Here is a 21,264-nt window from a genome sequence, read left to right as displayed (position 1 = left end):
AACTACGACCGGGAGGCGGGGCGCTCACTGCCAGTCCTCCGGCCGCTCCACGTGCTCCAGCCGGAGGATCTGGCCCGTGCGGCTGTAGCGGCGGATCTGGGGGAGGGGCGGGTAATAGGCGTGCACGGAGATCGCGTGGACCTCGGTGGACTCGTTGAGGACCTCGTGGACGTGGTGCTGTCCGAAGGAACGTCCCTTGCCGGTCGGCAGCCGGCGCTCGCGGTCCACGTCGTCGGAGAGTTCGAGGGTCTTCCAGCCGTCGGCGGGCAGCCGGGCGGCGAGGGAGTTCTCCTTGAGTTCACCGGCCGCGGTGATGAAGGCGCCCACCGACTCGGCGTGGTCGTGCCAGCCGGTGCCGGTGCCGGGCGGCCAGCCGATCAGCCAGGCCTCGCTGCCGCCGGGCCCCTCCAGGCGCACCCAGGTGCGGCCCTCGGGGTCGAGCGGGAGCGAGTCGATCAGCTCGGTGTCGGCGGCGGTGCGCCGTACGAAGTCGAGGAGTTCGGCCTGGGTGGGCGGCGCGACGGAGGAGACCGAGGGGAAGGCGGGGGAGACAGACACGGGTACCGTCCTGAGAAGAGTTCGCGAGAGCGCGCCGTCGCACAGGAGCGGCACGCGGGGAAGGGAAGAGGCGAATTCAGCAGGACGGGCGACACACGCAGCCCGCATAGCGGACGAGGTCCATATGGACCCTCCGCCACAGGCGCACACAGGTGTCGGTCACGCTCGGAGTACACCATGAGGCCGACGGCCGTTTCAACTCACTGTCACTATGCGGACGCACAGTGACAGTGAGCACGTCAATGCGAGCCGGCTCCCGCGTTCGCCTCGGCCTTCGCGGGAGGCCCGCCGAGCGCCGTCTCGGCTGCCGAGTACAGGTCGGCCGGGCGAACCCCGCTCAACGCCGTGACCAGGTGACCGTCGGGGCGTACGAGCAGGACCGTGTGCGGGGCCGCGCCCGGGTACTCCTCGGCGACCAGGAGCTCGGCGGAGTGCGGCAGCGCGGTCACCGCCGCGGCCAGGCGGGGCATGATTCCGGCGGTCACCCAGTGCTTGCGCTCCCACACCCCGGTGCCCGGCGCGACCAGGACGACGAGCAGCGCGCCGCGGCCGAGCCGCTCGCGCAGTCGTACGAACGAGCCGTCCTCGGCGGTGACCCGCACATCCGTGACCGACTCCCCCGGGAGCGTGTCGACGGGTACCTCTCCTTCGAGGTGGCGAGGCGCGAGGGGCGAGTCGGCGTACCCCCCCGGCGCGCCGAGCGGGCCGCGTCCCAGATGACCGTCGGTGAGCAAGGCGTCGTGGCCGCGGGCCGAGCCGGGGACCACCGAGCGCAGCCCCCCGCCGCCGCGCAGCAGCGGCAGCGCCTGGTCGGCGGCGCGCAGCCGCCCGGCGACGACCGCGCGCCGCTCGGCCTGGTAGCTGTCGAGCAGCGCCTCGTGCGGGCCGTGGTGCCAGGCCAGGGCCAGTTTCCAGGCGAGGTTGTCGGCGTCCCTGAGGCCCTCGTCGAGCCCCTGTGTGCCGAGCGCCCCGAGGCAGTGCGCCGCGTCCCCGGCGAGAAAGACCCGCCCTGCGCGCCAGCGGCGGGCCAGCCGGTGGTGCACGGTGTGGACGCCAGTGTCGAGGAGTTCGTACGGCGGTGTCGAACCGCCCGTCCAGCCCGCGAGGGTCTCCCGGACGCGGGTCACCAGGAGCTCGGGCGTGACCAGGTCCTTGCCCGGCGGCAGCAGCCAGTCAAGGCGCCACACACCCTCGGGGAGAGGGCGGGCGGTGATCTCCCCGGCGGAGGGTCCGGACGTCCGCCACGGCGGCATCCGGTGCAGCAACGCCCGGTCCTCCCAGGGGAGTTCGGTGCGCAGGGCGGCGACCGCGTGGCGTTCCACGGCCGTCCGGCCCGGGAAGCGGATGTCCTCCAGCTTGCGGACGGTGGAGCGCGGGCCGTCGCAGCCGACCAGATAACTCCCGCGCCACCACGTGCCCTTGGGGCCGCGGGTATGGGCGGTGACGCCCGAGGGCTCCTGTTCGATGGTGTCGAGACGGCTGTCCGAGGCGAGCTTGACCAGCCGTTCCTCGGCGAGGGCGGCGCGCAGGGCGCCGGTCAGGACGTGTTGGGCGAGGTGCAGGGGGGCGTCCTCAGCCTCCTCGAAGTCGACCTCGCGCATCACCTGCTTGCGGCGCATCGACCGCCATCCGGCCCAGTGCACACCCAGTTCGGTGACCGGCATTCCGGCCAGCCGGGACATGAGGGCCGCGGTGTCCTCGTGCAGTACGGCGGTGCGGGCCAGGCGGGGTTCCTCCTTGCCCGGTCCCTCGTCGAGAACCACGGAAGGAACCTCCTGACGCGCCAGCGCCAGGGCGAGCGTGAGCCCGACGGGCCCCGCTCCGACGATGATCACCGGGTCCACGGCGCGGCGCCCCCTGCCCGCGGCGGAGTCCCGGGAAACGTAGGGGAACAGGAGGTTGGAGCAGGGTGCACGATCACAGAACGTATGCAACCCATTGCCGGTGCTTGCGTCAAGTGACGGAGGGCAGTGGCGATCATGCCACTGCCCTCCGTGTCGTCCGGGCGGACGGCTCACCCCACTTGACCGACCGTCAGAATCCGCCGCCGGTGTTCTCGCCGGTCCCGAAGGCGCCGCCCACCGCCGCCGGGTTGACCTCCACCGTGTCCTCGCCCAGCACCGCCCCCGTGCTCTTCTTGCTGCGCCGCAGCCTCTTCTCCAGCCAGCTCGCGAAGCTGGTGAGGATGAAGTTCAGGATGATGTAGACGATCGCGACGACGATGAAGCTGGGGATGACGTTGGCGTAGTTGGCCGCCAGGGTCTGGCGGCCGTTGAGCAGCTCGGTGAAGCCGAGCATCACGCCGCCCAGCGCGGTGTCCTTCACGATGACGACCAGCTGGCTGACGATGGCCGGCAGCATCGCGGTGACCGCCTGCGGCAGCAGGATGCTGGTCATCGTCTGGCCCTTGCGCAGACCGACCGCGTAGGCCGCCTCCGTCTGCCCCCTGGGCAGCGAGAGAATGCCGGCCCGCACGATCTCGGCGAGCACCGACGCGTTGTAGAGCACCAGGCCGGTGACGACGGCGTACAGGGGGCGTTCCTCGCTGCTGATGTTCAGGGAGGAACGGACGTAGAGCTCATTGGCGAACAGCATCAGCAGCAGGACCGGGATGGCCCGGAAGAACTCGACCACCGTGCCGGCCACGCCCCGCACCCAGGCGTGGTCGGACATGCGGGCGATACCGAAGACCGCACCCAGCGGAAGGGCGATCACCATCGAGATCGCCGCGGCCTTGAGGGTGTTGGCGAGGCCGGGCAGGAGGTAGGTCGTCCAGGCCTCGCCGGTGGTGAAGGGCTCCCAGAGGCTCCACTCCAGCTGGTTCTTGTCGTCCATCATCCGCCACACCCACCACAGCAGGAGGGCGAGCAGGAGGGTGAAGACGATCGACAGCAGGACGTTGCGCCGTTTGGCGCGGGGTCCCGGAGTGTCGTAGAGGACCGAGCTCATCGCTTCACCGCCAGTCGCTTGCTCAACCAGCCCAGGAAGAGGCCGGTGGGCAGGGTCAGTACCACGAAACCGAAGGCGAAGACCGCGCCGATGAGCAGCGTCTGAGCCTCGTTCTCGATCATTTCCTTCATGAGGTACGCGGCCTCGCCCACACCGATCGCGGCCGCCACCGTGGTGTTCTTCGTCAGCGCGATCAGGACGTTGGCCAGCGGGCCGATGACCGAGCGGAAGGCCTGCGGCAGCACGATGAGGCGCAGGGTCTGGCTGAAGTTCAGCCCGATCGCGCGGGCCGCCTCGGCCTGGCCGAGCGGCACGGTGTTGATGCCGGAGCGGATCGCCTCGCAGACGAAGGCGGCGGTGTAGACGATGAAACCGAGGATGGCCAGCCGGAAGCTCATGACCTTCACGTCGTCGCCCGCACCCAGCGTGATGCGGAAGATGTCGGCGAGGCCGAGGGAGGTGAAGACGATGATGACCGTCAGGGGGATGTTGCGGACGATGTTGACGTAGGCCGTGCCGAAGCCGCGCATCAGCGGGACGGGGCTGACCCGCATCGCGGCCAGCAGGGTGCCCCAGACGAGGGCGCCGATGCCGGAGAAGAAGGTCAGCTTCACCGTCATCCAGAAGGCGCCCCACAGACTCGGGTCGTCATAGTCTGAAATAAAGTCGAACACGATCTCCCGCGCTTCCGGGTGTGTGGCGGAGGTATGAGGGGGCGCGACGCGCCGCCGCCCTGATCGCGGCGGGCGGTGGCGCCCCGGTGGATCCCTGCACGCAGACGCTCCGCTGGGCGGTCAGCGTCTGCCGGTGGTCGGCCGCAGGCTCGCTGTGGCGCGTCGCGCGGTTCCCCGCGCCCCTTCCGGGGCGCGGCCGAACCGCGGTCGCGACGCCGCGCCGGTGGATTCCTGAGTTACTTGACGATGACGCCGATCTTCGGAGCGGGCTCGTTCTTGTAGCCGGCCGGGCCGAAGTTCTTGTCGACCGCCTTCTGCCAGGAGCCGTCGCTGACCATCTTCTCCAGGGCCTTGTTGATCTTGTTGACGGTGGCGGTGTCGCCCTTCTTCACACCGATGCCGTAGTTCTCGTTGCTCAGCTTGAGACCGGCGAGCTTGAACTGGCCCTTGTACTTGTCCTGGGCAGCGAAGCCCGCGAGGATCGAGTCGTCCGTGGTCAGCGCGTCGACGGCGCCGCTCTGGAGGCCGGCGATGCACTCCGAGTAACCGGAGTACTCACGCAGCTGCGCCTTCGGGGCGAAGTCGTCGTGGACGTTCTGCGCCGAGGTGGAGCCGGTCACGGAACACAGCTTCTCGCCGTTGAGGTCCGTGGCCTCGCTGATCTTGGAGTCCTTCTTGACCAGCAGGTCCTGGTGGGCCAGCAGGTACGGGCCGGCGAAGTCGACCTTCTTCTTGCGCTCGTCGTTGATCGAGTAGGTGGCCGCGATGAACTTCACGTCGTTGCGGGCGAGCGCGTTCTCACGGTCGGCACTCTTGGTCTCGACCCAGTCGATCTGGTTCGCGTCGTAGCCGAGCTGCTTGGCCACGTACGTCGCCACGTCCACGTCGAATCCGGAGAAGGACCCGTCGGGCTTCTTCAGACCGAGGCCGGGCTGGTCGAACTTGATACCGATCTTGATGTTGCCACCGCCGCCGGAACCCGAGCCGGAGCCTTCGTCCTTGCTGTCGCCGCCGCAGGCGGTCGCGGACAGCGCGAGGGCGATAACGGCGGCCGAGGCGGCGGTGACCTTGCGGAGCTTCATGGTGAACATCCTTTGGGTGGTGAAGAGATGAGAGCCGTCGGTGGTCGATCCGGGTGGCACGTCAGTGGTGCAGGATCTTCGACAGGAAGTCCTTGGCGCGGTCGCTGCGCGGATTGCTGAAGAACTGGTCGGGCGCAGCCTCCTCGACGATCCGTCCGTCCGCCATGAACACCACGCGGTTTGCAGCCGATCGTGCGAAACCCATCTCGTGCGTGACGACGATCATTGTCATGCCGTCGCGGGCGAGCTGCTGCATGACCTCCAGCACCTCGTTGATCATCTCGGGGTCGAGCGCCGACGTGGGCTCGTCGAAGAGCATGACCTTGGGGTCCATCGCCAGGGCCCGGGCGATGGCGACACGCTGCTGCTGACCGCCGGACAGCTGGGCGGGGTACTTGTCCGCCTGCGTGGCGACGCCGACCCGGTCGAGCAGGGCGCGCGCCTTCTCCTCGGCCTTCTTCTTGTCGGCCTTGCGCACCTTGATCTGGCCCAGCATCACGTTCTCGAGCACGGTCTTGTGCGCGAAGAGGTTGAAGGACTGGAAGACCATGCCGACGTCGGCGCGCAGCCGGGCCAGTTCCTTGCCCTCCTGCGGCAGCGGCTTGCCGTCGATGACGATCGAACCCGTGTCGATCGTCTCCAGGCGGTTGATGGTGCGGCACAGGGTGGACTTCCCGGACCCGGAGGGCCCGATGACCACGACGACCTCGCCGCGGGCGATCGTCAAGTCGATGTCCTGGAGTACGTGCAACGCGCCGAAATGCTTGTTGACGCTCTTCAGGACGACCAGTTCGTCGGTCGCGGCCACGTCTTCCTTGGCCACCGATACTTCGGTCATCGCTCTCTGGCTCCGTCCTCCTCGGTTTCGGAGGACAGTAGTGACCCCATGCGACCAGCGTCATCAGTCTTGAGGGGAATCTGAGCATCACGATCCGATAGCAATCGGACACGTGTCGTAGCACTTGCGACCTGTGGGCATATCGGCCGGGTAACGGAACCCCGGCGCAACCGGAACCCTCTTGACGCTGTCCTCATCCATCAGCATGACTGCACGGTGCGCACGCGCACGTGTGTACGCACAGTTGTACCTGTTCATTGCATATTCGGATAGTACGTCCGATGGATCAAAGGGGGCCGGGGTGAGACTTCTCCTCGTCGAGGACGACAACCACGTGGCCGCCGCGCTGTCCGCGGTGCTCGCCCGGCACGGTTTCGCCGTCACGCACGCCCGCAGCGGCGAGGAGGCACTCCAGGCGCTCGTCCCGGAGGTCGACGGCTTCGGGGTCGTCCTCCTCGACCTCGGTCTGCCGGACCAGGACGGGTACGAGGTGTGCGGCAAGATCCGCAAGCGCACCAGCACCCCGGTGATCATGGTCACCGCGCGCTCCGACGTCCGCTCCCGCATCCACGGGCTGAACCTCGGCGCCGACGACTACGTGGTCAAGCCGTACGACACGGGGGAGCTCCTCGCCCGCATCCATGCCGTCAGCCGGCGCACCGTCCACGAGGACGCGTCCGGCGGCGGGGACACCGCGCTGGTCCTCGGTGCCGTACGCATCGAGCTGCCGACCCGCAAGGTCACCGTGGACGGCACGGTCGTTCAGCTCACCCGCAAGGAGTTCGACCTCCTCGCGCTGCTCGCCCAGCGGCCCGGTGTGGTCTTCCGGCGGGAGCAGATCATCAGCGAGGTCTGGCGCACCAGTTGGGAGGGCACCGGACGCACGCTGGAGGTCCATGTGGCGTCCCTGCGCGCGAAGCTGCGGATGCCCGCGCTGATCGAGACGGTGCGGGGGGTCGGGTACCGGTTGGTGGCGCCGGGGGTGTGAGAGGGCCCGCGCCGGGCGCGGGGTGGCGCCTTGGGGCGTGGGGCTCAGCGGCTGCTGTGGGGTTCTGGGTGAAGGCGGGGCGAGAAGCTGTGCGAGGCTCAGGGGGAGGGATTCGGGTCGGGCGAGGGACGGTGGCTGTGGACGCGGGTGAGCGGGGCGGCAAGGATGCCCGCGTGTGCGGCGGTGGCCGGGGGCAGCTCGCCGCGAGGGGCCGGGGTGGTCCGGGTGACCGCGGTCGGACGTGCCGGGGGGCGGTACGGCTGAGGCCGGGCGCGGGCGGGAACCCGAAGCGCAGCTTCTGTGTGTGCCGTGTGGTCGTGGTGTCGCACGGGCGTACTCGGGTGAGCCGTGTGGCCGTCGTGTCGCACGGGAGTACTCGCGTGTGCCGGGGCTCGCGGCTTCGGGCCGGGGCGTAGGCGGGGCCCGTGCGTACCCGTCTTCTTCCGCTGCTCATCGTCCTCATGGCCGCCGTGCTGCTGGCCCTGGGGGTGCCGCTCGCCATCGGTGTGGCCTCCGCGCAGCAGCAGAAGGTCGTCGTCGACCGGATCGACGACACCGCGCACTTCGCCGCGCTCGCCCAGTTCGTCACCGACGCCTCCGACGAGCGCTTGGAGACCCTGGAGAGTGAACTCGCCAGCTACTACAAGGTCTACGGCATCCGCGTCGGTGTCTTCTACGACGGCGACGTACCCATGGCCACGGCGCCCCGCGGGTGGTTCCTCCCCCGGGAGGGCGAGGTGCGTGACGCGTTCGGTGAGGCCCTGCTCAGCCGCCGCAGCCAGGACCCCAAGCAGGTGTGGCCCTGGCAGCGGGGCCGGCTGGTCGTCGCCTCTCCGGTGATCCGGGACGGCGACGTCGTCGCGGTCGTCGTCACCGACTCGCCCACCGGACCCATGCGTTCGCGGATCCTGCAGGACTGGCTCGTCATCTTCGCGGGCGAACTCGCCGCCATGCTGCTGGCCGTGGGCGCCGCGCTACGGCTGACCGGGTGGGTGCTGAGACCTGTGCGGGTCCTCGACGCCACCACCCACTCGATCGCGAGCGGAGCCCTGAAGTCCCGGGTCGCGGTCGCCGGGGGGCCGCCCGAACTCAGGCGCCTGGCCCGCTCGTTCAACGAGATGGCGGACAACGTCGAGGACGTGTTGGAGCAGCAGCGGGCCTTCGTCGCCGACGCCTCGCACCAGTTGAGGAATCCGCTCGCCGCACTGCTGCTGCGTATCGAACTGCTCGCCTTCGAACTCCCCGAGGGCAACCCCGAGATCGCCTCCGTGCAGGCGGAGGGCAAACGGCTGGCCCAGGTCCTCGACGACCTCCTCGACCTCGCGCTCGCCGAGCACACCGAGGCGGATCTGAAAGTCACCGACATCGGCGAACTCACCGCCGAGCGGGTCGCCGCCTGGACACCCACCGCCGAGTCCAAGGGAGTGCGGTTGGTGGGGAGTTGCCCGCCCACCACCGCCTGGGCCGACCCCGTGACCCTCTCCAGCGCCCTCGACGCGGTCATCGACAACGCGCTCAAGTTCACGCCGGAGGACGAGACGGTCGAGGTCACGGTCGCCGCGGACGGGGACACCTCGACGGTCGTCGTCGCCGACCGCGGACCCGGGCTCACCGACGAGGAACTCGCGCGTGTCGGCGACCGGTTCTGGCGCAGCGGGCGGCATCAGAACATCAAGGGGTCCGGTCTCGGACTGTCCATCTCGCGGGCACTGCTGGCCGCGGGGGGCGGCGCGATCTCGTACGGCCACCACGAGCCGCACGGCCTGGTGGTGACCGTGTCCGTGCCCCGCAGCCGTCCTACGGCTTGACCGAGCGGTAGTAGCGGCGGGCACCCTCGTGGAGGGGGACCGGGTCGGTGTAGATCGCCGTGCGTACGTCCACCAGCTGGGCCGAGTGGACGTCGTGGCCGATGCCGTCCCTGCTCTTGATCACGGTCCGGGTGAGCCACTCGGTGAGCTTGACGTCCATGTCCTTGCGGGTGATCAGCAGGTTGGAGACGGCCATGGTCGGGACGGTCCTGCCGTTCTGGACGGACGGGTACGCCGACGCCGGCATGTTGGTGGCGCGGTAGTAGCGGGTGGGCTCGCCCTCGGCGTGCAGCTTCGCCACGAGGGAGGGTTCGATCGGGACGAAACGGAACGCGGAGCGTTCGGCCAGCTGCTTCAGACCGTCGGTGGGCAGACCGCCGGACCAGAAGAACGCGTCCAGTCCGTGGCCGAGGAGCTTGGGGCCGGTGTCGATGCCCTCGGCCCTCGGCTGGATGTCCTTGTCCGGGTCGATGCCGGCGGCGTTGAGCACGCGGTCCGCTATCAGTCGTACGCCGGAGTTGGCGACGCCGATGGAGACGCGCTTGCCCTTCAGGTCGGCCACGGTGCGGATCTCCGAGTCGGCGGGGACGACGAGCTGTACGTAGTCGTCGTAGAGGCGGGCCACGCCGCGGAGGCGGTCGGCGCCCGGGTCGCCGTTCTGCTGGTAGGTCTCCACGGCGTCGGCCGCGGCGATGGCGAAGTCGGACTTTCCGATCGCCACGAGTCTGACGTTCTCCTGGGAGCCCGCGCTGGTCTCCAGCTTCACCTTCAGGTCCGGCATGTCCTTGTGGATCTCGTTGCGGAGGAGCTCGCCGTACTTCTGGTAGACGCCTGCCTTGGTGCCCGTGCTGAAGGTGATCGTGCCGGTCGGGGGGCTCTCACCCAGCGGGAGCAGCCACCACAGGAGCAGGCCGAGGGCCACGAGGGCGGCGGCCGCGCTCTGGAGCGCCTGGCGGCGGCTGAGGCGGGGGAACGGCTTGGGCATGCGGTGATCCTGCCAGGGCGTGTGGCGGGCTGGCCAGTTGCCTCCGGCGGTGGGGCGGGTTCGGTTGTGGGGTGCCTGCGGGCCGGTGGGGGCTGGCCGCGCAGTTCCCCGCGCCCCTGAATGCCTGCGGCGCAGCTGCAGCCCCGGTGGGGCTGGTCGCGCAGTTCCCCGCGCCCCTGAAAGCCTGCGGCGCAGCCGCGGCCCCGGTGGGGGCTTGTGCAGCGCGTGCGGGTGTGTTGCGTCTGCACGCGCGTACACGTGACCGACCCAGGGGCGCGGAGAACTGCGCGATCAACCCACACCACCTTGCAGCGCATCGCCGACAGCCACGACGGGCCCGCACCCGCCCACGCGCGTACACGTGACCGACCCAGGGGCGCGGGGAACTGCGCGATCAGGTACGACGGGCCCGCACCCGCCCCACGACATCCCCGGCACCCCCTCAGGCGCCGTCCCCACCGACCGGCACCCGCGAAGCGCTCCCCGGCGTCTTCGCGGACTCGCGGCGGGCCGTCAGTCTCGTGGCCAGTGGTTCCGTGTAGCGGGCCGTGAGGGGGCCGAGGATGACCAGGATGAGGACGTAGGCCGTGGCCAGGGGGCCGAGGGAGGGTTCTATGCCGGCCGAGACCGCCAGGCCCGCGATGACGATCGAGAACTCGCCGCGGGCCACCAGCGCGCCGCCCGTGCGCCAGCGGCCCTTGGCGGAGATTCCGGCTCGGCGGGCCGCCCAGTAGCCGGTGGCGATCTTCGTGGCTGCCGTGATCAGGGCCAGGGCGAGGGCCGGCAGCAGGACCGGTGGGATGCTCGCCGGGTCCGTGTGGAGGCCGAAGAAGACGAAGAAGACCGCGGCGAAGAGGTCCCGCAGGGGACTCAGGAGGGTGTGGGCGCCCTCCGCCACCTCTCCTGAGAGGGCTATGCCGACGAGGAACGCGCCTACGGCTGCGGAGACCTGAAGTTGCTGCGCCACTCCTGCCACCAGGATCGTCAGGCCCAGGACCACCAGGAGAAGCTTCTCCGGGTCGTCGCTCGAGACGAAGCGGGAGATCAGGCGGCCGTAGCGGACCGCCACGAAGAGGACCAGGCCCGCCGCCCCCAGAGCGATCGCCAGGGTCAGGCTTCCGGCCAGCAGGCCCGCGCCCGCCACCAGCGCGGTGACGATGGGCAGGTACACCGCCATCGCCAGGTCCTCCAGGACCAGGACGCTGAGGATCACCGGGGTTTCCCTGTTGCCCACTCTGCCCAGGTCGCCGAGGACCTTGGCGATGACGCCCGAGGAGGAGATCCAGGTGACGCCCGCCAGGACCACCGCCGCCACCGGGCCCCAGCCCAGCAGCAGCGCCGCCGCCGCTCCCGGGAGGGCGTTGAGGGCGCCGTCGACCAGGCCGGAGGGGTAGTGGGCCTTGAGGTTGGTGACCAGGTCCCCGGCCGTGTACTCCAGGCCGAGCATCAGGAGGAGCAGGATGACGCCTATCTCGGCGCCTATCGACACGAACTCCTCGCTGGCGCCCAGCGGGAGCAGGCCGCCCTCGCCGAAGGCCAGGCCGGCCAGCAGGTAGAGCGGGATGGGGGAGAGGCGGAAACGGGCGGCGAAACGGCCGAGGAGTCCCAGGCCGAGGATGATCGAGCCGAACTCGATCAGCAGGACCGCGGAGTGCACGCGCTCACTCCCGCCCGAGGATCGCCGCCGCGGCGTCCACGCCCTCGCGGGTGCCCACGACGATGAGGATGTCGCCGCCCGCCAGACGGAAGTCCGGTGCGGGCGACGGGATCGCCTCGGCCCGGCGCAGGGCCGCCACGACGGACGCGCCGGTGTCCGTGCGCATCTTCGTGTCGCCCAGGACCCGGCCGTTCCAGCGGGAGCCGGCGGCCACCTCGATGCGCTCGGCCACCAGGCCCAGGTCGGAGGTGTAGAGGAGGCTCGGGCTGTGGTGGGAGGGCTTCAGCGCGTCGATCAGGGCGCCCGCCTCGGAACCCGTCAGGCGCAGCGACTGGGCGCAGGAGTCGGGGTCGTCGGCCCGGTACAGGCTCACCGTGCGGGCACCGTCGCGGTGCGCCACCACGGAGAGATGGCGGTCCTCGCGGGTCAGGAGGTCGTACTGGACCCCGATCCCCGGCAGCGGCGTTGCCCTCAGGCGTGGAGCAGACACGTTTCTTCCCCTTGTGGTGCGTGTGATCACGGGTGCCGGGTTCGCATGCTGCCAGGCCCCCGTACGGTGGCGATATGGGTGACGTGACGGATATACGCGAGCGGCCGGGCCCGGCGACGCTGGCTGCGGAGACGTCGTGCGCAGCGGAGTCGTGCGAGGGGGAGTCGTGCGAAGGGGAGAGGAGCGGAGGCCGGACCGTGTCGCTGTTCTGGCGGATCTTCTCGCTCAATGCCGCGGGCCTCGTCGTCGCCGCCGCGCTGCTGCTGGGGCCGGTCACCGTGTCGACGCCCGTCCGGCAGGGGGAGGCCGTGGTCGTCCTCGGAGGGCTCGCCCTGTTGCTGGCCGCCAATGCGGTGGTGCTGCGCGTCGGGCTCACCCCGCTGCAGCGACTCGGGAGCGCCATGGCCGTCGCCGATCTGCTGCGCCCCGGGGTGCGGGCCCCCGTCTCCGGTCCTTCCGAGACGGCCGCGCTGATCACGACGTACAACACCATGCTCGACCGGCTGGAGGCCGAACGGGCGACCGGCGCCGCCCACGCGCTCTCCGCCCAGGAGCGGGAGCGGCATCGCATCGCGCGTGAGCTGCACGACGAGGTCGGGCAGACGTTGACCGCGGTTCTGCTCCAGCTGAAGCGGGTCGCCGACCGGGCGCCGGTGGAGTTGCGGGAGGAAGTGGGGCAGGCACAGGAGGCGACCCGGGCCGGGCTCGACGAGATCCGTCGGATCGCGCGGCGGCTGCGGCCCGGGGTGCTGGAGGAGCTGGGGCTGCCGAGTGCCCTGCGGTCTCTCGCGGCCGAGTTCACCACGCACGGGCTGACCGTGCGCCATCACGTCGGCGGCGATCTGCCCCGGCTGACCGAGGAGTCGGAACTGGTGGTCTACCGGGTGGCCCAGGAGGGTCTGACCAACACCGCGCGGCACTCCGTCGCCGACCGCGCCGAAGTCAGGCTCCAGTCGGTGGCGGGGGGAGTCGAACTCCTCGTGCGGGACAACGGCAAGGGGCTGGGCGGGGCACCCGAGGGGGCCGGGATCCAGGGGATGCGGGAGCGGGCGCTGCTGGTCGGGGCGGTGTTCTCGGTGGAGCCGGGGCCCGGGCGGGGGACGGACGTGCGGTTGCGGATACCGGTCGCGGCAGGGGTGCGCTGATGGCGGCGCCGACCCGGGTGCTGCTCGCCGACGACCACACTCTCGTACGGCGGGGGGTACGGCTGATCCTGGAGGGGGAGCCGGACCTCACGGTCGTGGCCGAGGCGGGCGACGGGGCGGAGGCGGTCGAGCTGGCACGCGCGCGTGAGGTCGATCTCGCCGTACTGGACATCGCCATGCCGCGGATGACCGGGCTCCAGGCGGCACGTGAGCTGTCCCGGCGGCTGCCGGACCTGCGGATCCTGATCCTGACGATGTACGACAACGAGCAGTACTTCTTCGAGGCGCTCAAGGCCGGGGCCAGCGGATACGTTCTCAAGTCCGTCGCCGACCGCGATCTCGTCGAGGCGTGCCGGGCCGCCGTACGCGACGAGTCCTTCGTCTACCCCGGCGCCGAGCGGGCCCTCGTCCGCTCCTACCTCGACCGGCTGCACCGCGGTGACGACCTGCCCGCGCGGGCCGTCACCGAACGCGAGGAGGAGATCCTCAAGCTCGTCGCCGAGGGACACACCACGAGGGAGATCGGCGAGTTGTTGTTCATCAGCGCGAAGACGGTGGAGCGGCACCGCGCGAACCTGCTGGCGAAGCTGGGGATGCGGGACCGCCTGGAGCTGACCCGGTACGCGATACGGGCGGGGCTCATCGATCCTTGAGGCGGGCGTGCGGGCGCGTGCTGCGACGCCGCCGCACCACATAGGCGCCCGCGAGGCCGACCCCGCCAAGGGCCAGTGCCACCCCGATCGCCCGCTCGAAGCCGGCCGGGCCCACACTGCCTCCGGACCCGCCCTGGACACCGAGCGTGGGAAGGGGCGTAACGAGGGGCGTGATGAGCGGCGTGGCGACACTCACGGCGGCGGTGTCCCTTCGCGGCAGCACCTCACAGGCGATGCCGTCGTCCCGCCCCCGGTCCTCGTCGAGCCGGTTGGGGTCGCTGCGGTCGAGGTCGAACTCCGCCTGCGCGTCCTCCTGGAAGGCGAAGTCGGCGCAGTCCAGGTCGTCTTGGGCGTGTGCGATGCCGGTCAGCGGTCCGGCGGTGGCCAGGACGGACAGTGCTGCGGCGGTGAGCGCGATGCGTATTGCCATGGGTCGTGCCTTTCGGGCGGGGCCTGAACAGCCGTCACCGCGACCCTAGGGACGCGCCCGGCATCCGGCCCGTGGAGCTGGGCCGAACGGGCGCGCGTCGTCACAGAAGCGCATCGGGACAGAAGCGCGTCGTCCGCGTCGTCACAGAGGCGCATCGTGACGGAAGCGCGTGGTCCGCCTCGTCACAGAAGCGCCTCCCAGTCGTCGTCGAAGTCCGCGGGGTTCAGGAACAGCACGTCCGACGGCTCGGCCGGGCCCCGCAGGGACTGTTCGGTCCAGATGCACTTGCCCGTGGGTGTGTAGCGGGCGCCCCAGCGGCTGGAGAGCGCCGAGATGAGCTGGAGGCCCCGGCCGCCCTCGTCGGTCTCCGTGGCGTGGCGGATACGGGGCATGGTCTGGCTGCCGTCGTAGACCTCGCAGATCAGCTCGGTGGTGTGCAGCAGACGCAGCCGGACGGGTCCGCGGGCGTGCCGGACCACGTTGCCCACCAGCTCGCTGACCAGGAGTTCCGTGGTGGGGGACAGGTCGTCCAGGTCCCAGGCCGCGAGCTGTGCACGGACGTGGCCGCGGGCCTGGCTCGCCGCCTTCGGGTCCTCGGGCAGGGACCAGACGGCCATCCGGTCGGCCGGCAGCGCGTGCAGGCGGGCCACCAGGAACGCCGCGTCGTCGGCCGCCTGTTGGTCCGCCGGCAGCAGACCGGCCGTCAGCCTGTCGCACAGACGTTCAAGGTCGGCGGCGGTCCCGTCGGCGTGGGCGGCGCCCAGCAGCCGCGCCAGCTCGGCCATGCCCTCGTCGATCTCCCGCTTCGCCGATTCGACCAGCCCGTCGGTGTACAGCACCAGCAGACTGCCCTCGGGCACCTCCAGTTCGGCCGTTTCGAACGGCGGCTTGGCCGCGCCCAGCGGGGGATCTGCGTCCGGTTCGGGGAAGTGCACGGTTCCGTTGGGCCGTACCAGGGCGGGCGGTGGATGGCCGGCCCGGGCGATGGAGCAGACCCCGGTCGTCGGATCGTAGAGCGCGTACAGACAGGTGGCGTACGACGCCTCGCTCATGCCGCCGACGATGTCGTTGAGGTGGCCGAGGATCTCGTCGGGCGGCAGCTCCAGGTCGGCCAGGGTGTGCACTGCGGTGCGCAGCCGGCCCATGGTGGCCGCCTCCGGCAGGCCGTGGCCCATCACGTCGCCGACGACCAGTGCGACCCGTCCGCCGGACAGCGGGATGAGGTCGTACCAGTCGCCGCCCACGTCCGCGCCCGGCCCGGCCGGCAGATAGCGGGCGGCCGCCGTGCACGCGGGCAGGTCGGGCAGCGCCTGGGGGAGCAGGCTGCGCTGGAGTTCCCGGGACCGGGTGTGCTCGGCGTCGTAGAGCCGCGCCCGTTCCAGGGACTGGGCGACCAGGGCGGTGATCGTGGTGAGCAGGGCGCGTTCCTCGTCGTCGAGGACCCGGGGCCGGTCGAAGGAGACCGCGCAGACGCCGAAGGTGTGCCCGGACGCCGTCAGCGGCAGGAACGCCCAGGACTTCTTCTCGCCGCGAGCGGGGAAGTCGGCCAGTTCGGGGTAGCGGGTGGCGTACTCCTGCGGTGACGACATGAACAGCGGGAGGCCGGACGCGATCGTGTCCCAGGCGGGGTCGCCGGTCGATGCCCGCGGGCGGCTGTCGAGGAGGGCCACGAAGTCCCGGGGATAGCCGACCGCACCGACGTGGTGGAGCCGGTCGCCCTCGCTGACCTGGACCATCAGCCCGGAGGCGGCGAACGGCGGCAGCACCCGGCGGGCGACCGCGTCGACCACGTCCCGGGAGGTCGTCGCCTTGGCGAGTTCCGTGGTCAGCTCGGCGATCCGCACCGCCCGCTCGGCCGCGGCCCGCTCCGCCGCCTGCCGCTCCTGTGCCAGCCGGCGCTTCTCCGTGACGTCCTGGAAGTAGAGGGTGCGGCCGTCGGGCCCCGGCACCAGCCGCACATGCAGCCGCCGCCGGCAGTCCGCGATGTAGACGTCGAACCCGGTGGACCTCTCCTCGGCCCCTGCCTCCAGACAGCTCTCCTTCAGCCCCGGCACCTGCCGGGTGGCCGGCAGGTCCCACAGCAGGCGTCCGAACAACTCCTCCTCGGAGAAGCCGAGGAAGCGTTCCGCCTCCAGGTTGGCGAAGGTGATCCGCCACTCGTCGTCCACCGCGAGGAAGCCGTCGCTCATGTGCCGCAGGGCCCTGCTGAGGGCGTCCCGCGCGGTGCGCGACTCGTTGCTCTCCCAGCCCACCCCGATCAACCGGAGGGGCTCGCCCCGCTCGTCGTAGGTCGCCCGGCCGCGGGCCCGTGTCCAGCCCCAGGTGCCGTCCAGGCGCCGTACGCGGTACTCGGCCTCGAAGGCGCCGTGGCCGGTGATCGCCCTCTCGACCGCAGCCAGGGTGGGCGCCAGGTCGTCGGGATGGACGATCCGCATCCAGTCCTCGACCCGGCCGCTGAAGTCGGCGGGACGGGTGCCGTACAGCTCCAGGGCGGCCTCGTCCCAGGTCAGCTCGCCGCTGTGGATGGCCCAGTCCCAGGAGCCGACCCGGACCTCCTTCAGGGCGTGCCGCAGCCGCTCACGGTTCAGCTCCGCCTGCGGGGGGCCGGACGGCGGCGGGGCCTGGGCCATGCGGTCCTCGGTCCAGGCGACGACGCCCCGCAGGAAGTCCCAGTGCTCCGGGGTGGGTTCGCCCTGCTCGCCGGCCAGGACGGTCAGCGCGCCGATGCTGCGCCGGCCGCTGAACACGGGCAGGGCGGCGAGGCCGGTGCCGGGCCACGGGACCTCCTCGGCCGCGTCCTGGGGCAGCGGTACCCAGACGCCCTTGCCCTGCTGGAGCGCGCGAGCCGGGGCCAGAGGGCCCTCCTGGTCGACGATCTCCCAGGAGCGGGTGAGGGCAGGCGGCAGACCGGCGGACGAGACCAGGCGCAGGGCGGACATCGGGCCGCGCAGGTGCATGGTCGCGCCGAGCGCGCTCAGCTCACCGACCGCGTGCCCGAGCGCCAGCCGGAAGACCTCGCTCTCCGTCGCACCAGGGGTGACCGTGCCGAGGAGAGCGAGCCGCGCGTTCATGGAGGGAACTTATCGTTCCTGTTTCCGATCGAAACCTGCTTCACCGTTTCCGACGAGCTGTTTCTCGGCATTCCCTTACCTCAACTCACTTTGCTTCACGGGAAGTTGCCGAAACGCCGGCCGTGTACCGTGCCGTCGGACCGGGCAGTCTCCGATCATGAGGAGCGGCATGGACATCGGTGTCTTCATCCCCATCGGCAACAACGGCTGGCTCATCTCGAAGAGTTCCCCGCAGTACATGCCGACCTTCGAGCTCAACAAGGCGGTCGTGCAGAAGGCCGAGAAGCACGGGTTCGACTTCGCCCTCTCGATGATCAAACTCAAGGGTTTCGGCGGTGACACCGAGTTCTGGGACCACTGCCTGGAGTCGTTCACGCTGATGGCGGGGCTTGCCGCGGTCACCGAGCGCATCAGGCTGTACGCCTCCACGCCGATCCTCGCCCTGCCGCCGGCGATCGTCGCGCGCATGGCGGTCACCGTCGACTCCATCGCTCCGGGACGGTTCGGCGTCAACATCGTCACCGGCTGGGCGCCCGGCGAGTACACGCAGATGGGCGTGTGGCCCGGCGACGAGCACTTCGGCAACCGGTACGCGCGGGCCGTCGAGTACGTGACGGTGATGAAGGAGCTGTGGAGCGAGGGAGTCAGCAACTTCAAGGGCGAGTTCTACGAGATGGACGACTGCGTGCTCTCGCCGCGGCCGACGGGCGGGCACATCGACATCGTGGCCGCCGGGCAGAGCGGCACGGGTATGCGGTTCGCCGCCGGGCACGCCGACTACAACTTCATCCTGGGCAGCGGCGTGAACACCCCGCTCGCCTTCGCGGACAGCGCGGCCACGCTGGTGGACGCGGCGCGGGAGACCGGCCGGGACGTCGGTGCACTGTCCCTGTTCATGGTCATCGCCGACGAGACCGACGAGGCCGCCCGCGCGAAGTGGCACGACTACCACGCGGGCGCCGACCACGCGGCGCTGGCCTACATGGCGGGGGAGTCGGCCACGGACACCACCGCCGACGACTCCTCCACGGCCCGCACCATCGTGCTGCCTGAGGGCGCCGTGAACTTCAACATGGGCACGCTCGTCGGGTCGTACGAGGAGGTCGCGCGCATGCTCGACGAGATCGCCGGGGTCGAGGGGACCAAGGGAATCATGCTGGTGTTCGACGACTTCCTCGACGGGATCGAGACGTTCGGGACGCGGATCCAGCCGTTGATGCGGTCGCGGGAGGGGCGGGTCTGAGGAGATGGGGCGGGCATGAGAGGAGGCCGGTGCGGGGTCGCACCGGCCTCGCTCACTCTCAGGACGTGTGTCAGTCCGTGCCGAACTCCATCGCCGCCCGGTCCAGCAGGGCCTCGTCCTCCGAGACCTCGCCGCGGGAGGCGATCGCCTCGGCGCCGCCCTCGGGGAGTTCCGGCATGGTGCCGATCAGCCCGGTCGCGGCGGCCTGGGAGGCGCCGATCGTGGGGCTGCCGGTGCCGATCAGACCGAGGCCGGCGTACTGCTCCAGCTTGGCGCGCGAGTCCGCGATGTCCAGGTTGCGCATGGTGAGCTGGCCGATCCGGTCCACCGGGCCGAAGGCCGAGTCCTCGGTGCGCTCCATCGACAGCTTGTCCGGGTGGTACGAGAACGCCGGGCCCGTGGTGTCGAGGATCGAGTAGTCCTCGCCGCGCCGCAGACGGAGGGTGACCTCGCCGGTGACGGCCGCGCCGACCCAGCGCTGGAGCGACTCGCGGATCATCAGGGCCTGCGGGTCCAGCCAGCGGCCCTCGTACATGAGACGGCCCAGGCGCCGGCCCTCGTTGTGGTACTGGGCGACGGTGTCCTCGTTGTGGATCGCGTTGACGAGACGCTCGTAGGCGGCGTGCAGCAGGGCCATGCCGGGGGCCTCGTAGATGCCGCGGCTCTTCGCCTCGATGATCCGGTTCTCGATCTGGTCGGACATGCCCAGGCCGTGCCGGCCGCCGATGGCGTTGGCCTCCATGACCAGGTCGACGGCGGAGCCGAACTCCTTGCCGTTGATGGTCACCGGGCGGCCCTGGTCGAAGCCGATCGTCACGTCCTCGGGCGCGATCTCGACCGACGGGTCCCAGAACTTGACGCCCATGATCGGCTCGACGGTCTCGATGCCGGTGTTGAGGTGCTCCAGGGTCTTGGCCTCGTGCGTGGCGCCCCAGATGTTGGCGTCGGTGGAGTACGCCTTCTCCGTCGAGTCCCGGTACGGCAGCTGGTGCGCGACCAGCCACTCCGACATCTCCTTGCGGCCGCCGAGCTCGGTCACGAAGTCCGCGTCCAGCCAGGGCTTGTAGATCCGCAGGTTGGGGTTGGCGAGCAGGCCGTAGCGGTAGAACCGCTCGATGTCGTTGCCCTTGAAGGTCGAACCGTCGCCCCAGATCTGGACGTTGTCCTCCAGCATCGCCCGCACCAGCAGCGTGCCGGTGACGGCACGGCCCAGCGGCGTGGTGTTGAAGTACGCCCGCCCGCCCGAGCGGATGTGGAACGCCCCGCAGGTGAGCGCGGCCAGTCCCTCCTCGACCAGCGCGGCCCGGCAGTCGACCAGGCGCGCGATCTCGGCACCGTAGGTCTTCGCGCGGTCGGGCACCGAGTCGATGTCGGGCTCGTCGTACTGGCCGATGTGCGCGGTGTACGTGCAGGGGATGGCGCCCTTGTCACGCATCCACGCGACCGCGACGGAGGTGTCGAGACCGCCGGAGAAGGCGATGCCGACGCGTTCGCCGGCGGGGAGGGACGTGAGGACCTTGGACATAGGAAGATTATGCATCACCGCGTATGGTCATGCAAAGTCCCTGGTTCTGCCCCGCACGTGATTCACGTCATCGGTGCGGTTCTGTTGTGATCCATGAGAACGCGCTGCGGTTGCTGCGGCGGCGGGGGCACGCTCAGCGGCGGCGCCGAGCTACCGACCGGTCGCCCACCTCGACGCCCGGGAGATGCGAGCGGTCGCCCACCGTCCTGTTGGCCACCGCCCTGCTGGCCACCGTTCCGTTCGCCACCGTTCCGTTTGCCAGGCAGCCCGCTGAACAGGGCCCCGGCTCAGTGGGGCCCGGCTGATCGCCTCGGGCAAGGGGGCCGGCATCGCCGAGGCGTCCTTCGCGCGCTGCGTCGAGGGCGCCCGGTACGGGCCCTGGGGCAGCACGTCTCCGGCCTCGCCGCCTCCCGCAAGGCGGCGCCGACACCGACCGTCATGGTGGAGGGCCGCCGCGTCGACGCCAGGGGCTGCGATCCGGGCGCCGGTACGACATCGCGCTCACGGAGACGGCGTTGAATCTCCTCGGAGAGGAAGAGGAAGAGGAAGAGGACCCTGACTGGTCCGAGCGCTATGTCTCCGCCCTGGCCGACCAGGCCCGCGCCCAGATCACCTCACCGGTGGCCGTCGACGGCAGCACGCGCGCGCGTTGCCCCCGTTCGAGGGGGAGTTCGACGCGGCCGGGGCGCCCGGACGGGTCAGCCGGAACGGCGTCAGCCTCCTTGCCCCGACCCTCTTCGACCAGCCGCGCTCCCGCTCCACGGCGCCATCGGCGCCCCGCGCGCTCACGGAGGCCCGAGGGCGCCCGGCTGACCGTGGCCCTCTTCGGCGACTGCCTGATGACATGAGGGGCACTGATCACCCCCGGCCCGGCCGCCGCACGGCCCCGCGGCCTGCTGCCCGGCGCGGACTTCGCCGTCACCGACCTGGAGGTGGTCCCCGGCGACGGACTCGGTCATCCCGTGCACAAGACGGCCGGGGCGGCTGCCTGATCACGGACTCCGGTTTGCTCGACGAGATCACGGCGGCCGGATCCTCGGTGCTCGGCTGCACGGCGCGGACTCGCCGTCACCGACCTGGAGGTGGTCCCCGGCGACGGACTCACACCGACCTCACCCCCGCGCACCGGCCCGTCCACCCCGACCGGCCGACCGGCAGCATGGCGCTG

At 70.8% G+C, this 21,264-nt stretch carries 18 protein-coding genes; 5 read left to right on the top strand and 13 right to left on the bottom strand.

The features are described from left to right. Positions 1 to 24: 24 nt before the first annotated feature. From ABZT02_RS05805 to ABZT02_RS05775, 7 genes are all read right to left on the bottom strand, one after another. A complete protein-coding gene (locus tag ABZT02_RS05805) occupies positions 25 to 558 on the bottom strand; it encodes a cysteine dioxygenase (protein WP_356014558.1) in 534 nt (177 codons plus the stop codon). Positions 559 to 634: 76 nt separating this feature from the next. Next, on the bottom strand, positions 635 to 706 hold the full coding sequence (locus ABZT02_RS05800) for a putative leader peptide (protein ID WP_309544753.1): 72 nt from the start codon (positions 704 to 706) through the stop codon (positions 635 to 637). 91 nt (positions 707 to 797) lie between these two features. Then, positions 798 to 2,402, bottom strand: coding sequence for an FAD-dependent monooxygenase (locus ABZT02_RS05795; protein WP_356014557.1), 1,605 nt, complete (start codon positions 2,400 to 2,402; stop codon positions 798 to 800). A gap of 190 nt (positions 2,403 to 2,592) precedes the next feature. Beyond that, positions 2,593 to 3,507: an amino acid ABC transporter permease gene (locus ABZT02_RS05790; RefSeq protein ID WP_356014555.1), complete on the bottom strand. Its 915-nt coding sequence runs from the start codon at positions 3,505 to 3,507 to the stop codon at positions 2,593 to 2,595. After that, positions 3,504 to 4,181 (bottom strand): amino acid ABC transporter permease, encoded by a 678-nt coding sequence (locus tag ABZT02_RS05785; protein WP_356014553.1) that lies wholly within the window; start codon positions 4,179 to 4,181, stop codon positions 3,504 to 3,506. Before ABZT02_RS05785 ends, ABZT02_RS05790 begins: the two co-directional genes overlap by 4 nt. A gap of 236 nt (positions 4,182 to 4,417) precedes the next feature. Beyond that, a complete protein-coding gene (locus tag ABZT02_RS05780) occupies positions 4,418 to 5,263 on the bottom strand; it encodes a glutamate ABC transporter substrate-binding protein (RefSeq protein ID WP_356014550.1) in 846 nt (281 codons plus the stop codon). 61 nt (positions 5,264 to 5,324) lie between these two features. Beyond that, complete coding sequence (locus ABZT02_RS05775) at positions 5,325 to 6,101, bottom strand: amino acid ABC transporter ATP-binding protein (protein WP_356014548.1); 777 nt, start codon at positions 6,099 to 6,101, stop codon at positions 5,325 to 5,327. Positions 6,102 to 6,402: 301 nt separating this feature from the next. Between ABZT02_RS05775 and ABZT02_RS05770 the strand changes: the two genes are divergently transcribed. Both ABZT02_RS05770 and ABZT02_RS05765 read left to right on the top strand, forming a co-directional pair. Further along, positions 6,403 to 7,089, top strand: coding sequence for a response regulator transcription factor (locus tag ABZT02_RS05770; RefSeq protein WP_356014546.1), 687 nt, complete (start codon positions 6,403 to 6,405; stop codon positions 7,087 to 7,089). A 425-nt stretch (positions 7,090 to 7,514) separates the two neighbouring features. Continuing rightward, positions 7,515 to 8,897 (top strand): HAMP domain-containing sensor histidine kinase, encoded by a 1,383-nt coding sequence (locus tag ABZT02_RS05765; protein WP_356014544.1) that lies wholly within the window; start codon positions 7,515 to 7,517, stop codon positions 8,895 to 8,897. Here the strand turns inward: ABZT02_RS05765 and ABZT02_RS05760 are convergent. From ABZT02_RS05760 to ABZT02_RS05750, 3 genes are all read right to left on the bottom strand, one after another. Continuing rightward, the gene (locus ABZT02_RS05760; protein ID WP_356014542.1) at positions 8,887 to 9,882 is read right to left on the bottom strand and encodes a TAXI family TRAP transporter solute-binding subunit; all 996 of its coding nucleotides are present in this window, start codon (positions 9,880 to 9,882) and stop codon (positions 8,887 to 8,889) included. The two genes, ABZT02_RS05765 and ABZT02_RS05760, sit on opposite strands and share 11 nt — an antisense overlap. Before the next feature lie 442 nt (positions 9,883 to 10,324). After that, positions 10,325 to 11,539, bottom strand: a complete 1,215-nt coding sequence (locus ABZT02_RS05755; protein WP_356014540.1) for a cation:proton antiporter — start codon at positions 11,537 to 11,539, stop codon at positions 10,325 to 10,327. Positions 11,540 to 11,543: 4 nt separating this feature from the next. Then, positions 11,544 to 12,029: a TrkA C-terminal domain-containing protein gene (locus ABZT02_RS05750; RefSeq protein ID WP_356014538.1), complete on the bottom strand. Its 486-nt coding sequence runs from the start codon at positions 12,027 to 12,029 to the stop codon at positions 11,544 to 11,546. A gap of 197 nt (positions 12,030 to 12,226) precedes the next feature. Between ABZT02_RS05750 and ABZT02_RS05745 the strand changes: the two genes are divergently transcribed. Then, complete coding sequence (locus ABZT02_RS05745) at positions 12,227 to 13,174, top strand: HAMP domain-containing sensor histidine kinase (protein ID WP_356014536.1); 948 nt, start codon at positions 12,227 to 12,229, stop codon at positions 13,172 to 13,174. Then, positions 13,174 to 13,827 carry a response regulator transcription factor gene (locus ABZT02_RS05740; protein ID WP_356014534.1) on the top strand — a complete coding sequence of 218 codons (654 nt, stop codon included), beginning with the start codon at positions 13,174 to 13,176 and terminating at the stop codon, positions 13,825 to 13,827. Before ABZT02_RS05745 ends, ABZT02_RS05740 begins: the two co-directional genes overlap by 1 nt. On the opposite strand, the gene ABZT02_RS05735 is transcribed toward ABZT02_RS05740, so the two are convergent. Together ABZT02_RS05735 and ABZT02_RS05730 are read right to left on the bottom strand one after the other, a co-directional pair. Then, positions 13,814 to 14,257 carry a hypothetical protein gene (locus ABZT02_RS05735; protein ID WP_356014531.1) on the bottom strand — a complete coding sequence of 148 codons (444 nt, stop codon included), beginning with the start codon at positions 14,255 to 14,257 and terminating at the stop codon, positions 13,814 to 13,816. The two genes, ABZT02_RS05740 and ABZT02_RS05735, sit on opposite strands and share 14 nt — an antisense overlap. Before the next feature lie 182 nt (positions 14,258 to 14,439). Next, on the bottom strand, positions 14,440 to 17,328 hold the full coding sequence (locus tag ABZT02_RS05730) for a SpoIIE family protein phosphatase (RefSeq protein WP_356014529.1): 2,889 nt from the start codon (positions 17,326 to 17,328) through the stop codon (positions 14,440 to 14,442). Between the two features lie 169 nt (positions 17,329 to 17,497). Between ABZT02_RS05730 and rutA the strand changes: the two genes are divergently transcribed. Further along, positions 17,498 to 18,571 (top strand): pyrimidine utilization protein A, encoded by a 1,074-nt coding sequence (gene rutA, locus ABZT02_RS05725; RefSeq protein WP_356014615.1) that lies wholly within the window; start codon positions 17,498 to 17,500, stop codon positions 18,569 to 18,571. A 70-nt stretch (positions 18,572 to 18,641) separates the two neighbouring features. Here rutA and argG read toward each other — a convergent pair whose 3' ends face one another. After that, positions 18,642 to 20,096 (bottom strand): argininosuccinate synthase, encoded by a 1,455-nt coding sequence (gene argG, locus ABZT02_RS05720; protein ID WP_356014527.1) that lies wholly within the window; start codon positions 20,094 to 20,096, stop codon positions 18,642 to 18,644. Positions 20,097 to 21,264: the final 1,168 nt, after the last annotated feature.

The organism is Streptomyces sp. NPDC005402, from assembly GCF_040606575.1.
Classification (GTDB): Bacteria; Actinomycetota; Actinomycetes; order Streptomycetales; family Streptomycetaceae; genus Streptomyces.
The sequence above is the reverse complement of the archived record's forward strand: the minus strand, read 5'-3'. Positions and strand labels throughout refer to the sequence as shown.